Origin of the sequence: Rothia mucilaginosa ATCC 25296, assembly GCF_000175615.1 — a bacterium.
GTDB classification, from domain to species: domain Bacteria; phylum Actinomycetota; class Actinomycetes; order Actinomycetales; family Micrococcaceae; genus Rothia; species Rothia mucilaginosa.
The window spans coordinates 1-14,678 of the sequence record NZ_ACVO01000006.1; the positions used below are offsets into that span (position 1 = coordinate 1).

Annotated in this window: 12 protein-coding genes and 1 tRNA gene; 12 read left to right on the forward strand and 1 reads right to left on the reverse strand. The window is 60.2% G+C overall.

Going from position 1 to position 14,678, the window contains the following annotated elements; genetic code table 11:
- From ROTMU0001_RS01960 to ROTMU0001_RS02015, 12 genes are all read left to right on the forward strand, one after another.
- Positions 1–3,447, forward strand: a 3,447-nt coding sequence (locus ROTMU0001_RS01960; protein ID WP_005507849.1) for an Rne/Rng family ribonuclease, incomplete at its 5' end; no start/stop codon positions are given.
- Between the two features lie 526 nt (positions 3,448–3,973).
- Positions 3,974–4,285 (forward strand): 50S ribosomal protein L21, encoded by a 312-nt coding sequence (gene rplU / locus ROTMU0001_RS01965; RefSeq protein ID WP_005505764.1) that lies wholly within the window; start codon positions 3,974–3,976, stop codon positions 4,283–4,285.
- A 40-nt stretch (positions 4,286–4,325) separates the two neighbouring features.
- Complete coding sequence (gene rpmA, locus ROTMU0001_RS01970; protein ID WP_005505766.1) at positions 4,326–4,583, forward strand: 50S ribosomal protein L27; 258 nt, start codon at positions 4,326–4,328, stop codon at positions 4,581–4,583.
- 194 nt (positions 4,584–4,777) lie between these two features.
- Positions 4,778–6,385: a GTPase ObgE gene (gene obgE, locus ROTMU0001_RS01975; protein ID WP_005507851.1), complete on the forward strand. Its 1,608-nt coding sequence runs from the start codon at positions 4,778–4,780 to the stop codon at positions 6,383–6,385.
- A 370-nt stretch (positions 6,386–6,755) separates the two neighbouring features.
- A complete protein-coding gene (gene nadD, locus ROTMU0001_RS01980; RefSeq protein ID WP_005507853.1) occupies positions 6,756–7,505 on the forward strand; it encodes a nicotinate-nucleotide adenylyltransferase in 750 nt (249 codons plus the stop codon).
- Entirely contained in the window at positions 7,498–8,565 is a 1,068-nt protein-coding gene (locus ROTMU0001_RS01985; protein WP_005507854.1) for a hypothetical protein, read from the forward strand. The genes nadD and ROTMU0001_RS01985 overlap by 8 nt, the downstream gene beginning before the upstream one ends.
- 66 nt (positions 8,566–8,631) lie before the next feature.
- Entirely contained in the window at positions 8,632–9,069 is a 438-nt protein-coding gene (gene rsfS, locus ROTMU0001_RS01990; protein WP_044142238.1) for a ribosome silencing factor, read from the forward strand.
- 183 nt (positions 9,070–9,252) lie between these two features.
- Positions 9,253–9,325 (forward strand) — tRNA-Ala (locus ROTMU0001_RS01995).
- 111 nt (positions 9,326–9,436) lie between these two features.
- A complete protein-coding gene (locus ROTMU0001_RS02000; protein WP_005507856.1) occupies positions 9,437–10,411 on the forward strand; it encodes a cation diffusion facilitator family transporter in 975 nt (324 codons plus the stop codon).
- Positions 10,412–10,795: 384 nt separating this feature from the next.
- The gene (locus ROTMU0001_RS02005; RefSeq protein WP_005507857.1) at positions 10,796–12,196 is read left to right on the forward strand and encodes a glutaminase; all 1,401 of its coding nucleotides are present in this window, start codon (positions 10,796–10,798) and stop codon (positions 12,194–12,196) included.
- Between the two features lie 297 nt (positions 12,197–12,493).
- Positions 12,494–13,492: a polysaccharide deacetylase family protein gene (locus tag ROTMU0001_RS02010; protein WP_044142239.1), complete on the forward strand. Its 999-nt coding sequence runs from the start codon at positions 12,494–12,496 to the stop codon at positions 13,490–13,492.
- Positions 13,493–13,538: 46 nt separating this feature from the next.
- Positions 13,539–13,811: a hypothetical protein gene (locus ROTMU0001_RS02015; protein ID WP_245534273.1), complete on the forward strand. Its 273-nt coding sequence runs from the start codon at positions 13,539–13,541 to the stop codon at positions 13,809–13,811.
- Positions 13,812–13,908: 97 nt separating this feature from the next.
- Here the strand turns inward: ROTMU0001_RS02015 and ROTMU0001_RS02020 are convergent, their stop codons facing one another.
- On the reverse strand, positions 13,909–14,385 hold the full coding sequence (locus ROTMU0001_RS02020; RefSeq protein ID WP_005507860.1) for an excalibur calcium-binding domain-containing protein: 477 nt from the start codon (positions 14,383–14,385) through the stop codon (positions 13,909–13,911).
- Positions 14,386–14,678: the final 293 nt, after the last annotated feature.

The window sequence follows — 14,678 nt, forward strand, 5'->3', positions numbered from 1 at the left end:
GAGAAGACCGCGAAGGTGGAGGAAGTTGTTGCCCCCGCCGCAGAGTCTGCTGAGCCCGCCGCTACTGAGCCCGCTGCCGAGTCTGCCGTTGAGGTGAAGGAAGAGACCGCCAAGGTTGAGGTCGTGCCCCCCGCAAAGGCTGAGGAAGCTGAGAAGGCTGAGAAGACCGAGGCTACCGCTGAAGCTGCTGAGCAGCCCGCCGAGGCTACTGCGGTTGCTGAAGAATCCGCAACCGAAGAAGCTGTACCTGAGGCACCCGCCGCAGAAGAGTCTGCTGAGGAGTCCGCAGCTGAAGCACCTGCCGAGGAGCCCGCAGAAGCTTCCGAGCCCGTAAAGACCATTAGCGACCTGCAGCGCGAAAAGCTGCAGGAACTGCGCTCGCGTACCCCCATGGGTGCGATGCCGCTGTTCATGGCACCCGAGCCGGAGGAGCTGAGCGAGCTCGCTGTTGCCGCCAAGCTGGAGCGTGAGGCACGCCGCGCCGCTGCCGAGGAGCAGAAGCGTAAGGAGCGCATGGAGCGCCGCCGCGAGGAGGCTGCCGCTGAGGCTGAGGTGACGAGCCACCGTCGCCGTCGCCGTCGCCGCGGTACCGAAGATATTGAGATTGAGGGCGGCGTTGATGACGACGTTGAGACCGTCACCAAGGTGCGTGCTCCGCGCCTGGCTGACTCTCACGCATCCAACACTGTGACCGGTGTGCGCGGTTCTACCCGCCTGGAGGCGAAGCGTGTGCGCCGCCGCGAGTCCCGATCCCTGGGTCGCCGCCGCCACATCGTGACTGAGGCTGAGTTCTTGGCTCGCCGCGAGTCTGTGGATCGTCAGATGCTGGTTCGTCAGAAGGACGGCCGCATCCAGATTGGTGTGCTTGAGGACGGCGTGCTGGCTGAGCACTTCGTGTCCAAGACCCAGCAGGATTCCCTGATCGGCAACGTGTACCTGGGTAAGGTTCAGAACGTTCTGCCGTCCATGGAAGCTGCGTTCGTTGATATTGGACGCGGCCGCAACGCTGTACTGTACGCGGGCGAGGTCAACTGGGATGTCACCGGCCTGGACGGTGCACCCCGCAAGATTGAGAACGCCCTGAAGCCCGGCGATTCGGTTCTGGTGCAGGTCACCAAGGACCCGATTGGTCACAAGGGTGCCCGCCTGACCAGCCAGGTTTCTCTGCCCGGCCGCTTCCTGGTGTACGTGCCGGGTGGTTCGATGACCGGTATTTCCCGCAAGCTGCCCGACACCGAGCGTGCGCGTCTGAAGAAGATTCTGAAGGACAAGCTGCCCGAGGGTGCTGGCGTGATTGTTCGTACTGCGGCGGAGGGTGCTTCTGAGGAGGAGCTGACCCACGATATTAACCGTCTGCGTGCGCAGTGGGAAGAGATTCAGGAGAAGGCTAACTCCCGCAAGGTGCTGGCTCCGGAGATGCTCTACCAGGAGCCCGACCTGATGATTAAGACCGTGCGTGACGTCTTCAACGAGGACTTCACCGCGATGATCGTTCAGGGCGAGAACGCGTGGGATTCCATCGAGGCGTACGTGACGTACGTGGCGCCGGACCTGGTTTCCCGCCTGCAGAAGTGGGATTCCGCGGATGACCTCTTCGACCACTACCGCATTAACGAGCAGCTGGCGAAGGCACTGGACCGTAAGGTGTACCTGCCTTCGGGTGGTTCGCTGGTGATTGACCGTACCGAAGCCATGACCGTGGTGGACGTGAACACCGGTAAGTTCACCGGTAGCGGCGGCAACCTTGAAGAGACTGTCACCAAGAACAACCTGGAAGCTGCTGAGGAGATTGTCCGTCAGCTGCGTCTGCGCGATATCGGCGGCATTATCGTCATTGACTTCATTGACATGGTGCTTGAGTCGAACCGTGACCTGGTTCTGCGTCGCCTGATTGAGTGCCTGGGCCGTGACCGTACCAAGCATCAGGTGGCTGAGGTGACTTCGCTGGGTCTGGTTCAGATGACCCGTAAGCGCCTGGGTACCGGTCTGCTTGAGGTCTTCTCGGAGCCCTGTGAGCAGTGTGCCGGTCGTGGCCTGGTGGTTCACGATCAGCCGCTGAGCGGTCGTAGCGGTGGCGCGTCGGATTACATCCACCGCCATGAGCGTAATGACCGTAAGCGTAGCCGTGCCGCTGCCCGCGAGGATTCTCGTGACCAGCAGAAGCAGGATGCTCTGGAGTCGAAGAAGGCTGAGCGCCGTAACGCTATGGCTGCGGTGGCTGCCGCATCCGCTCAGAGCGAGGATGTTTCGGAGGAGACTGCTTCGACCCGTAAGAAGCGTAAGCGCCGTAAGCGTTCGCGCCGCGCGGAGACCGCTGAGCTTTCGCTTGAGCAGGAGATTCAGGGTATTGCCGAGGCTGCCAGCGAGCAGGCTCACGCGGAGGTTGCTCAGCGTGAGGACAAGGTCGCTGAGGTCACCGAGGGTAACTGGATTGGTGAGCAGGGCGGTTTCTCCTTGGAGCAGCTGGCGAGCGCGTTCGACCGCGCGGAGGAGGAGTCCGCTGAGGATTCCTCGAAGGACTCTGCTGAGGGCCGTTCTGATCAGGATCGTTCTGAGGAGCGTCGTTCGTCCAAGCGTGGCGAGAAGAAGTCTTCTCGTAACCGCCAGCGCCGCGAGCTGACCGATGCGGATATTGCCGCTGTTGAGGATTCCGGCGCGGGTGCGCTGGAGGACGAGCACCACGTTGACCCGGAGCTCGACCCGCGCTTTAGCCGATCCTCGGATCGTTTTGAGGCGATTCGCGCCGGTGAGGCGAAGGCTCGTGCTTCTCAGAAGGCTGGCCGTCTTGCCCGCGCTGAGGGTGAGTCGTTCCGTTCGGGCCGTGAGGATCGTTCGGAGGAGCGTCGTTCGTCCAAGCGTCAGAACCGCGAGCAGCAGAACGCTGAGGCAACCTCCGCTGAGGTAAACTCGGGTGTGCAGAAGGCTCAGGAGTCCAAACGTGTTGAGCGTGAGGACCTGCGCATTGAGGATGTTCGTGAGACTCCGCGTGCGTCCCGCCGCCGTGCTCGTCGTGCCGCTGATGAGAAGCGCGCCGAGAAGGCGGCTGAGCAGAGCATGGCATCCGAGCAGGCACCCGCAAAGGCTGATAAGGTTGAGAAGTCTGAGTCTCGCACGGTTGTGACCGGCGTGATTGGTGCTCCGGCGGTGACCGGTGTGGTGGGCGCAGCTCCCGCAGCGGTTGAGGCTCCGGTTGAGGAGGCTCAGAAGCCTGCGGCTCAGGTGCCCGGTTCGACCCCGCGTAAGCGTCGCACTCGCCGTGCGGCTTCGAGCGCCGGTGCCGGTGCTCAGGTCGTGACCGTGGACGCTTCCGAGCGTGCTGAGGGTTCCGTGGTTGCTTCCGCTTCTGTTGCGGATGTGGCTCCGGTGGCTGATGACGCTTCGGCTCCTGTTTTGTTCGGCATTGGCGTTGCCGCTGCCGACATTAAGCGTGAAGGTAAGGACGATTAGTCTTTAGCTTCCGATCATCGGAAATCCGATGGTGTGTGTATATGAGATAGCCTCGGTAGGGCGAGCCGGAACTTCCCTACCGAGGCTATTTTTTCTGTGTGTGTGCTGCGTCATTTTAAAGGCGCTACTAAGAGTGCGGTGCAGTATTAGGGGAGCATCACGTGGTGTCTGCGGATAATCCGTGAAATTATCTATTGCGCGGCGTGTAGATCATGCCGTATCCTTAAGGACTGGTGTTTATCTCAGTGAAGCCCTATCGACGCAGGGCCAGCGGGAGACACCGCTCCCACCCGCATCGTCTTCGGCGCGGTCGAGTATTCGGCTGAGTTTGGAACGTGCGGGAGAGAGACACCACCGGTGAGCCTCGCGTGTTGGCTTCGGCGGGCAATCCCGCCGGAACGCACGGGCCGCTCCTCCTTGTTCGCGGTCATTTGATTGGCGGGGGAGGGCGCACAGCAATGAAAGCGCAGGCTGCTCATTCGTGTGAGATTCAAGAAGCAAGTTGTCGAGAAAAGTGAGTCCCATAGTGGCATACGCGATTGTACGCGCTGGCGGCCGCCAGGAGAAGGTTTCCGTAGGCGACCTCGTTACCCTTGACCGTGTTGCAGGCGAGCCCGGCAGCACCATCGAGCTGCCCGTGCTGCTGCTCGTCGACGGTGACAAGGTCACCGCTGACGCAAAGTCCCTGGCTTCCGCCAAGGTTGTTGCTGAGAAGGTTGAGGACCTGCGCGGTCCGAAGATCGTTATTCAGAAGTACAAGAACAAGACCGGTTACAAGAAGCGTCAGGGCTTCCGCGCCGAGCTGACCACCGTCAAGATTACCGCTATCAACGCGTAATCGAAACGACCGGAATTCAACCCTAAGGTAGGAATACAGAATGGCACACAAGAAGGGCGCAAGCTCCACCCGTAACGGCCGTGACTCGAACCCCCAGTACCTCGGTGTTAAGCGCTACGGCGGCCAGTCCGTCAACGCAGGCGAGATTCTCGTTCGCCAGCGCGGCACCCACTTCCACCCCGGCCTGAACGTTGGCCGCGGTGGCGACGACACCCTGTTCGCTCTGGCAGCAGGCACCGTCGAATTCGGTACCCGCAAGGGCCGCAAGGTCGTTAACATCCTGGCAGCAGCTGAGTAATACTCACCGCTAGGGCAGAGGGGGTAGGCGTTAGTCTACCCCCTCTCGCTATGACCTCGAATGCCGTGGACGCCCGTGCTGGGCTCCACGATGAGGCGCACCCCAACCCGGTCGCGCCTGCCGCCGCATCCGCAGCATGATTGGTGTGTGCCGTGCGGTGGCGAAGTGAAGATTTTCCAAGATAAGGAGAACCCGTGGCAGAATTCGTGGACCGCGTGGTCTTGCATGTATCTGGCGGTCGCGGAGGTAACGGCTGCGTCTCCGTGCGACGTGAAAAGTTTAAGCCCCTGGGCGGCCCTAACGGCGGTAACGGTGGTAATGGTGGCGCGGTGATTCTGCGCGTGGATAACCAGACCACGACCCTGCTGGAGTACCACCACAGCCCGCATCAGCACGCCCCGAATGGCGATATTGGTCGTGGCGATATGCACCACGGCTTTAACGGTGAGGACCTGGTTCTGACCGTGCCGCAGGGTACTGTGGTGAAGGACCGCGAGGGTAATGTTTTGGCTGACCTGCTGCGTGTGGGCGACGAGTATGTTGCGGCCCGTGGCGGTATGGGCGGTCTGGGTAACGCTGCGTTGGCTTCGGCTAAGCGTAAGGCTCCCGGTTTTGCTCTGCTGGGCACCCCCGGTGAAGAGGCTGATATTGTTCTGGAGCTCAAGTCCATTGCGGATGTGGCTCTGGTGGGTTACCCCTCGGCGGGTAAGTCTTCGTTGATTGCTGCGATTTCTGCGGCGCGTCCGAAGATTGCTGACTACCCGTTCACCACTTTGATCCCGAACCTGGGTGTGGTGCAGGCAGGCGATGTTCGCTACACCGTCGCGGATGTTCCTGGTCTGATTGAGGGCGCTTCGGAGGGCCGCGGTCTGGGCCACCGCTTCCTGCGCCATGTGGAGCGTTCTTCGGCTCTTGTGCATGTGATTGACTGCGCTACTTTGGAGCCGGGCCGCGACCCGATCAGTGACTTTGAGGTGATTCGCGGCGAGCTGCAGAACTATGAGGTTGACCCGACTGCGGGTGTGACCGTGCCGCTGCATGAGCGTCCGCAGATTGTGGTGCTCAATAAGATTGACGTTCCTGAGGCTCGTGAGCTGGCTGAGTTTGTTCGCCCCGAGTTTGAGGAGATGGGCTTCAAGGTCTTCGAGATTTCGACTGCTTCCCATGAGGGTCTGAAGTCCCTGATCTTTGCGATGGCAAAGCTCGTGGAGGAGGACCGCGTGGCTCGTGCCGCTGCCGAGAAGGAAGCGGAGCGCGTGGTTGTTGAGGCTCCTGTGGTTCGCCCGAAGGGCTTCCGCGGTAAGAAGAAGCAGGAGTTCACTATTCGCCGCGAGGAGCGTAACCTTGAGCCGCTGTTCCGCGTGATTGGTGAGAAGCCTGAGCGTTGGATTCAGCAGACTGACTTCAATAATGATGAGGCTGTCGGCTACCTGGCAGACCGCCTGGCGCGCCTGGGCGTTGAGGATGAGCTATTTAAGGCTGGTGCTCGTGCCGGTGACGCCGTGGTGATTGGTGAGAACGACAACTCGGTGATCTTCGATTGGGAGCCGACCATGGTCGGTGGTGCTGAGTTGCTGTCCTCCCCGCGTGGTACGGACGCTCGTCTGGAAGAGATCATTCGCCCGACTCGTGCGCAGAAGCGTGTGGAGTACAAGGAGCGTATGGACGCGAAGGCGGAGGCTCGTGCCGAGCTGGAGTCCGAGCGTGTTGCAGGCGTGTGGACCGAGTCGGTTGAGTACCGCAAGAAGTTGAAGGAAGGCAAGGTCGACGAGAATATCGACATGCCGAACATCGACGACTAGTAGCTGAAGCGTAGCTGTTGCCTAGACAGCTGTTTCATAGACAGTGAGTGGTGCCGCGTACCGGGGTTTGGCTCCGGTGCGCGGCGCTTTCTTGTAGGTTCTGCGGTTGCGGTTGTCTCTCGTGCCGGATGTGCGTGTCGGAACACGCGGGTGAGCCTGTGGTCGGGCGTGCTGGCTGGGTATTCCACTGGCGGCTTAGCTCACCCCCGTCATTTCGATGTTTTTGACCGTAAGCAGGTAGCATAGAGGGGAATGTACGCGGGCACCTTTTTCGGTGTTGCGTACCTTCTGTGTACCTGCCCGCATCCGCACCTGTGGTGGCTTTTTAGCTACCGTGGTGCGGTCTCTGTCCCCAGCAAGGACGGCATTTGTGACTGACCAGTCTGTTCACCTTGATTTTGGTGCTCCGAGCACCGAGTCGATTCCCCCGCGCATTCCCGGTCGGGTGCGTCTGGGCGTGATGGGTGGAACCTTCGACCCGATTCACCACGGACACCTGGTGGCAGCTAGTGAAGTTGCCGCCGTGTTCGACCTGGACGAGGTCGTGTTCGTTCCGACCGGTCAGCCCTGGCAGAAGGTGGGGGAGCGGCACGTGAGTGATGCTGAGCATCGCTACCTGATGACGGTGATTGCGACCGCGTCGAACCCGCGTTTTACGGTGAGCCGTATTGATATTGACCGTGGCGGCGCCACCTACACCTTTGATACGCTTAACGAGCTGCGCGCCCTGCGCCCGGATGCTGACCTGTTCTTCATTACCGGCGCGGACGCGATTAGCCAGATTATGACCTGGCGCAATGCCCATAAGCTGTGGGATTTGGCGACTTTTGTGGGCGTGACCCGCCCCGATCACGAGCTGGATCCGCCGCTGGCTGAGGGTCGTCATATTACGACCCTGAAGATTCCTGCGATGGCGATTTCTTCGACCGATATTCGTCGCCGCGCAGCTGAAGACGCCCCCATCTGGTACCTGGTGCCCGATGGTGTGGTGCAGTACATTGCTAAGTACGGCCTGTACAAGAAGGACGCCTTGACGGCGTACCGTGACGGCTTGCCCCACGTGAAAGATGAGTCTGGGCAGGCACCCCAATCGACGAATAATGAGGGAACACATGAGTGAAGCTACGGGTTCGAAGCCCTATAGCGAGGACGAAGCGTACCTCTACGAGACGTACGTGACCGAGGACGGCATTGAGGTGCCGCCGCCTACTAAGGTGATGGGTCCGCGCCGTCTTGCCCGCTACCGTGAAGAAGTTGCCGAGTACCTGCGTGCAGCCCGCCGCGGTGAGCCCGCGAAGCCTGTTGCGAATATGGGCTCCGTGATTCATGCGGACGCTATTGACCCGCAGGTTCTGGCCGTTCAGCGTCGTTTTGCGGCGTTGGCGGCTCAGGGCAAGATTGACACTGAGGCGAACGATGAGGAGAAGCTGCACGAGCCTGCTCCTCTGACCAGTAGCCTGCGTGTTCTGCGCCCCGAAGAGATCGCGCAGAACCGTGTGGATGCGACCAGCCCCTCCGCGGTGGATAACCCGATGACCTCTTCGATCCCGGTCATTGCCGTGGTCAAGGAGGAGAAGCCGGAACCCGAGCTGCACCAGTACCTGGTGCGCGATGAGCCGAAGGTTGAGGAGCTGGACAGCTCTGACGTTGAGGCTGAGCAGACTGAGGTCGCTTCCGTTGAGGAAGAGACCGTTGAGGTTGCTGAGGTTGAAGAGTCTGCTGACGAGCTGCCCACCCGCGTGAGCGCAGTGAACGCGCAGGGTCTTGACCTGAGCGTGCTGGATAGCGCCTCCGCTGGTGACACCGTGGATTCGGTGGATGGTGACCCGACTGTTGCTCTGAGCCCGGATGAGGTTGAGGAGCTGCTACAGCGCATGGTGGATCGTCAGGATCCCGAAGAATCTGCTGCTCTGGTTGAAGAGGTTACCGAGGACGCTGAGGAGTCTGAGGAAGCCGCGAAGGATGCAGAGTCCAAGGTTGCTGATTCTAAGGTTGCTAAGTCCAAGTCTGCTCCGGTACCTTCCGCTGAGGCTTCCAAGGAGTCCGCTTCTAAGGGCGCTGTTGAGAAGACTGAAGAGGTTCTGCAGCCTGCGCAGAAGGCCTCCCTGGCGTGGCTGTGGATTGTGCTGCTGCTCGCCCTGGTCGTTGTTGGTCTGATTATGATTTTTGGCCCTAAGTAGGCCGTGAACAATGCATCCCTGTTGCGGGTGCTGCCGGCGGGTGTTCTGCCGGCAAGGAAGGAAAATATGACTGCTGCACAGTCCTCGGTTGAGGCTCTGCGCATTGCCGCCCGCGCTGCGGAGGAGAAGCAGGGAACGAACCTGTTCGCTGTGGATGCATCCGACGCGATGGGTCTGATTGATGGCTTCCTGGTGGTTTCTGCCCACAATGAGCGCCTCGTGAACGCTGTTGCGGATGAGGTTGAGGACGCTCTGCGTGAGCAGGCTGACCTGAAGCCGGTCCGCCGTGAGGGTCGTTCCTCGGGTCGTTGGATTCTGCTGGACTTCGGCGATATTGTCGTGCACGTTCAGCATGAGGAGGACCGCGAGTTCTACGCTCTGGATCGTCTGTGGGCTGAGGCCCCGCGTATTGAGCTGGGCGTTGAGAACGAGGCTCCCTTCGACATTGAGGGTGAGACTGAGGAAGATGCTGCACGCATCATTCCCGCTCAGGATGAGGCGTAGGCTTCTGCTTGATTTTTAGCTGATGAGGGGTGGGCTCTGCTGGCGCTGTATGGTGCCGCGGGGTCCGCCCTTCTTGCTTAGCCGCCGGGAACTTTTTGGAGTTTTGGGTGCGCGGGTTTGCATCGCTGTCCGTGGTGTGTGTAATATATTCATGTTGCCTCGTTGAGGTCACTAACAGAATATGGGGATATGGCGCAGCTGGTAGCGCACCTGCATGGCATGCAGGGGGTCAGGGGTTCGAGTCCCCTTATCTCCACGTTTTCTCGGTTGAGGAGCTTATCGCCCGGTTCTTGTGAATCGGGCGATTTTGCTATCCACTGATAACTCTCGATAGTCAACAACGCAGTTCATAGTTGAGGAGAAGTGCATGGGAGCGCACGCACATCACGGCCACGTCGGGCACCACGGGCATCACCACGACCATTCGCATGCCCCGAGCCCGGAGGATGCCGCCTCGATGCGTCCGCGCCTGCTGATTGCGTTCAGCTTGGCGGTCGTTATTGTGTTGGCGCAGGCGATCGGTTCGTTGGTCACCGGAAGTCTCGCGCTGCTGACTGATACGGCGCACGCGCTGGCGGATGCCTCGGGCCTGCTGGTGGCGCTCACGGCGGCTTCGCTGATGACGCGCCCGGCAACGTCCCGCCGCACGTGGGGTTTTCGCCGTATTGAGGTGCTGGCTGCGCTGGGTCAGTCGGTGCTGCTACTGGCGGTGGGTATCTACACGGCGGTGGAGGGCGTGCATCGCCTGTTTGCCCCGCCGGAGGTGCCCGGCACCGAGCTGCTGATCTTTGGTGTGGTTGGCCTGGTGGCGAACGCTATTGGTATTGCGGTGCTGGCTACGGCGAGGAACGCGAACTTCAATATGCGTGCCGCGTTCCTGGAGGTGCTCAATGACGCCCTGGGTTCGCTGGGTGTGATTGTGGCGGCTATCGTGATTTGGCTGACCGGCTTCTACCAGGCGGACGCTCTTGCGGGTCTGTTCATTGCGGCGCTGATTGTGCCGCGTGCGATGCGCCTGATGAAGCAGACGACTGCGGTGCTCATGGAGTTCACCCCGGACGGTCTGGATTTGGACGCGATGCGTGAGCACATGCTGCGCGTTGAGGGTGTGGTGGAGGTGCACGATGTGCACGCTTCGATGGTGGCGACCGGTCTGCCGGTGGTGACCGCACACGTGGTGGTTGCCGATTCGTGCTTCCATGACGGGTCTGCGGTGGCGATTTTGGACCGTATCCGTTCGTGCGTGGCGGGTCATTTTGAGGTGTCGGTGGAGCATTCGACGTTCCAGCTGGAGACTGCCGAGTTGGGTGGCCGTGAGCCGGCTTCGATTCGCCACCCCTAGGCTGTGCCCGTAGGTTTTGCCCATAGATTTTGCTTGAGCTTCGTCGGAGGTTCTGCCCGCCGCGGTAAATTACGGCAGATAAATTACGGCAGAAAACGGCAAACCAGAACAGGTACCAGAGCCTGAAATAGCGGGGGAGAAGTGACCGTTATATTTGGTGGCTTCAACACGCAAAAGATACACTCTTTAGGGAGCAAAAGGTGCTCCTCACCCACACACTTTGACAGGCCCGCTGGCTGGCTCTTTAGCTTGGTAGCCGCGGTAGCCTGCAACGATGAGCGCCTCAGCCCAGCTGAAACGGAATAGCTGAAACGGAACAGCGGGCGGGCGCATCCTAGAATTTTTGACGAGAACAACCACGATTAGCAGCAGATACGGAACACTATGCATTCACCTATTGCCACTTACCTGACCGAGACCCTCGAGTCGGTCGCTTCTGATACCTCCGGTGAGTTGGCAAACTACATTCCGGAACTTGCCGCCGTGGACCCGGACAAGCTTGCCGCGTCTATCGCCATGGTTGATGGTGAGCAGTACGCCGCCGGTGACTCCGATGTGGAGTTCACGATCCAGTCGATTTCTAAGCCGTTCGTGTACGCCCTGGCGCTCGCGGACCGCGGCTATGATGACGTGCTTGCGAAGGTGGGTGTGGAGCCTTCCGGTGAGCCGTTCAACGAGCTGTCCCTGGAGGACGGCTCCGGTAAGCCGCTGAACCCGATGATTAACGCGGGTGCGATTACCACCCATTCGCTGGTGGGCCCTCCCGGTGCGACTCAGGGCGAGCGCATGGAGCGCGTCATTTCTGGTCTGTCTGCGTTTGCGGGCCGTCGCCTGTCGGTGAATGAGCGCGTGTACGAGTCTGAGCTGGAGCACGCGCACCGCAACTACGCGATTGCGCACATGCTGCGCGGCCACGGCATCCTGACCGGTGACCCGACTGTGGCGGTGCAGGGTTATACCCGCCAGTGCTCGCTGATGGTGACGGTTAAGGATTTGGCGTTGATGGCGGCGACTTTGGCGAACTATGGTGTGCATCCGGTGACGGGTGAGCAGGTGGTTCCTAAGACTGTGGTGCGTCAGGTGCTGAGCGTCATGTTCACGTGCGGTATGTATAACTCTGCGGGTGACTGGGCAACCCAGGTGGGCGTGCCGGCGAAGAGCGGCGTGGGCGGCGGCATTATTGGTGCTGTGCCCGGTCAGCTGGGTGTGGCGACGTTCTCGCCGCGTCTGGACGGTCACGGTAACAGTGTGCGCGGTGTGGAGCTGTTTGAGCAGTTCTCTGATGACATGGGCATGCATGTGATGAACGTGCCGACGGTGGCTCGTTCGGCGTTGCGTGCGAACTACCAGATCGGTTCGGGCGATGAGTCTATGCGCCTGATTCAGTTGCAGGGCCGCATCCGTTTTGCGGGTGTGGAGCGCGTAATCCGTGAGATTGTGGAATCCCCGATGGAGGGTTCGAAGGTCGCCCTGGATGTGACGCGCGTGTACGCGGTGGATGAGGTCGCTCAGAGCATGCTCCTGGAGCTGATGCGTCGTCTGCGGAATGACGGGTACAAGGTGTACCTGATTGATAATGACGAGACGATCACGAATACGGATGCGCTGCGCAGCATGGGTGTGAAGGTTTTGACGAACCCGGCGGCGGTGACTTCTGCTGAGTCGGATGCTGAGCGTGTGGCTGAGGCGGACGCCGAAGAGGCTGCGGAGGCTGCAGCGCTGGAGGCACTGAATGCGTTGGAATCCGCTCAGGCGGAGCAGCCGGAAGCTCCGGAGTCCGAGTAGGTTTCTCTCCGCGTACTTGGATGTACGATTGTGTGAACTTATATATTGAGGCCCCTTTCCCGGGCGCGTTGTGAATGCGTTCTGGGGGAGGGGTCTTGCTGTGCTTAGAATTGCACCTTGCGCTGTAGCTGTACCTTGATTATCTGGCGTGCGGGTAGCTTAGTGTACTGAGCGTGGTCTTCGGTGAGTGAGGGGACTGAAAGTACGTAGAGGTTCTTTAATAGCGCAGTTGTTAATCATTAAGTAATATTTTGAATTTTTCGATAGCTAACAGTGGTCTCATCATACACTCGTAATATGAACACTGTTCCACACTCAGAAACACCTATCACTACTCGTCAATCCACTATTACTGACCCCACCGCTGACCGGGCGGTGGCGGGTGCTTCTGCCCGCGCATCCATGGGGCGACGGGAACTCTTACAACACGTTGGTACCTTTGGTCTGGGTGCGGTGGGCTTCGGCGTGCTGGGTCTTGGCCTCACTGGTTGTACCCCATCGAGCAGCCCGTCCGGTAGTGCGTCGGGTAGCGCCTCGGCGAGCCCTTCTTCGGCCCCTTCGGCAAGCTCGGCGGCTGCCCCTTCCGCATCTGGCTCCGCAACGGGTACTGCATCCCCGACCGCCGCGGCATCTAAGACCGATTCTGCGACTGCGACCTCGTCGAACCCGGTTCCCGAAGCTCGTGCCTGGACTGGCCCGCAGACCGGCCTGTCCGGTGAGGGCAAGTATATTGCGTGGACGGTCGATGACGGCGCCGACCCGGAGGTGGTACGCGCCTACGCGGAGTTTTCCCGCCGTACCGGCACGCGCCTCACCTTCTTTATCAACGGTCAGTACCCGGCGTTTAGGCAGCATCGTGACCTGTTGTTGCCGCTGGTGAAGAGCGGTCAGTTGCAGATTGCGAACCATACGTATAGTCATGCGGCGTTGACGAGCCTGACGGATGAGCAGATTGTTCAGGAGTTGACCCGTAATGATGAGGAGATTAGTCGCCTGTTTGGGGTGTCTTCGAAGCCGTATTTCCGCCCGCCGTACGGGTATTATGATGCGCGCGTGTTGGCGGCTGCGGCGTCGTGTGGTTTTACGCGCCCGGTTCTGTGGTACGGGTCGTTGGCGGATTCGTCTAATATTTCTTCGGCTGAGGTGTATGCCTATGCGGAGAAGTATGCATTGGCTCAGCATATTGTGATTGGGCATTTGAATTATCGGGGTGTGGTGTCTGAGCTGGACCGTATTCGGGCGTTGTTGGATCGGCGCGGGTTGAAGACGGTGACGATTCGCGACTATTACGGGTAGTGCGGGGGAGACCCGGCGAGGGGTTCCGGTGGGTATACTGGGAGGCATGATGAAGCTTCCTCAGAACCCTCTCCTTCGGCAGGTGCACCGCTTCCGTGAGTCGCTGTTGCTTCTGCTGTATTACTCGCTGTCTTTTCTGGGTGTGCGGTGGATGCGCACGGGGCATCCGCGTGTGGCGGCGGTGTGGTCTGTGGGTTTGTGGCTGAATTTGGTGGTGCGCGGTATGGGCCAGGTGGTGCGTATGCTGGTGCCGGTCCTGCAGGATGCGGAGGCGCGCCGTGCTCGTGCTGAGCGTGCCCGCGCCTACCAGCCGCGCTAACCTCACCGGCTGAGCTAACAGAACGAGGCTGATACGACGAAGCCCCCTCGTACTAGAAATAGTACGAGGGGGCTTCGCTATAAGGACAGACGGAAGCCTAGCGCTTCTTCTTCGGCTCGCACGCCACACCGTCACCATCAGAATCAAGACCAGGGCGGTAACCCGGCTCGCCACGATGCAACGGCGCCGCGCCAGCTGCACGTACCGCATCACAATTCTTGTAGTAAACACTCGACTGCGCCGGAGCCTGCTGAACCGGCTGCGCGGGAGCTTGCTGAGCGGGAGCCTCAGCCACCGGCGCCTCCGCGGAAGGTGCCTCAGCCGCCGGTGCCTGCACGGGAGCCTCAGTAGTCGGAACCGGAGACGGGGTTACCGTCGGGGTAGGAGACTCCGAAGGAGTCGCAGACGCACTCGGAGAAGAACTAGGGGTAGCTGAAACCGAAGGGCTAGCAGAAACAGACGTCGACGATGACGCAGAAGGCACAGACTTCGGAGCGCGAACAGACGAAGAGCAACCAGTCAGCAGCAGAGCACCCGCAAGAACACCAGCGGTCGCGGTGTGAATTTTCAACACAATATTCCTTTATAAAGTGAGTGGACAAGTGTGTTCACCGTAGAACACACACTCAAGTGTAAATGAAAACGGCCCCATTCGCAGATAATATTGAGCCCCAAACATTTCTGACAAGGGAAGATGCAACGTGCGGGCATAGTAAAGCCCCCTCGTACTAGAAATGAACTGCGCCCCGAAACTTGGACGCATTAAATACTAGCCGTTACGCGGCCTCCTGCAGGGCCTGAACCCGGTACTCTACCGGGGTCAGGCCCCTAAGCTTTACCTGACGCCTTACCGTATTCCAATGCGTG

Excerpts from the sequence above, each read along its gene's own strand:
- rpmA (WP_005505766.1), top strand. The coding sequence starts at position 4,326 with ATGGCACACAAGAAGGGCGCAAGCTCCACCCGTAACGGCCGTGACTCG.
- ROTMU0001_RS01985 (WP_005507854.1), top strand. The coding sequence starts at position 7,498 with ATGAGTGAAGCTACGGGTTCGAAGCCCTATAGCGAGGACGAAGCGTAC.
- rsfS (WP_044142238.1), top strand. The coding sequence starts at position 8,632 with ATGACTGCTGCACAGTCCTCGGTTGAGGCTCTGCGCATTGCCGCCCGC.
- ROTMU0001_RS02000 (WP_005507856.1), top strand. The coding sequence starts at position 9,437 with ATGGGAGCGCACGCACATCACGGCCACGTCGGGCACCACGGGCATCAC.
- ROTMU0001_RS02005 (WP_005507857.1), top strand. The coding sequence starts at position 10,796 with ATGCATTCACCTATTGCCACTTACCTGACCGAGACCCTCGAGTCGGTC.
- ROTMU0001_RS02010 (WP_044142239.1), top strand. The coding sequence starts at position 12,494 with ATGAACACTGTTCCACACTCAGAAACACCTATCACTACTCGTCAATCC.
- ROTMU0001_RS02015 (WP_245534273.1), top strand. The coding sequence starts at position 13,539 with ATGATGAAGCTTCCTCAGAACCCTCTCCTTCGGCAGGTGCACCGCTTC.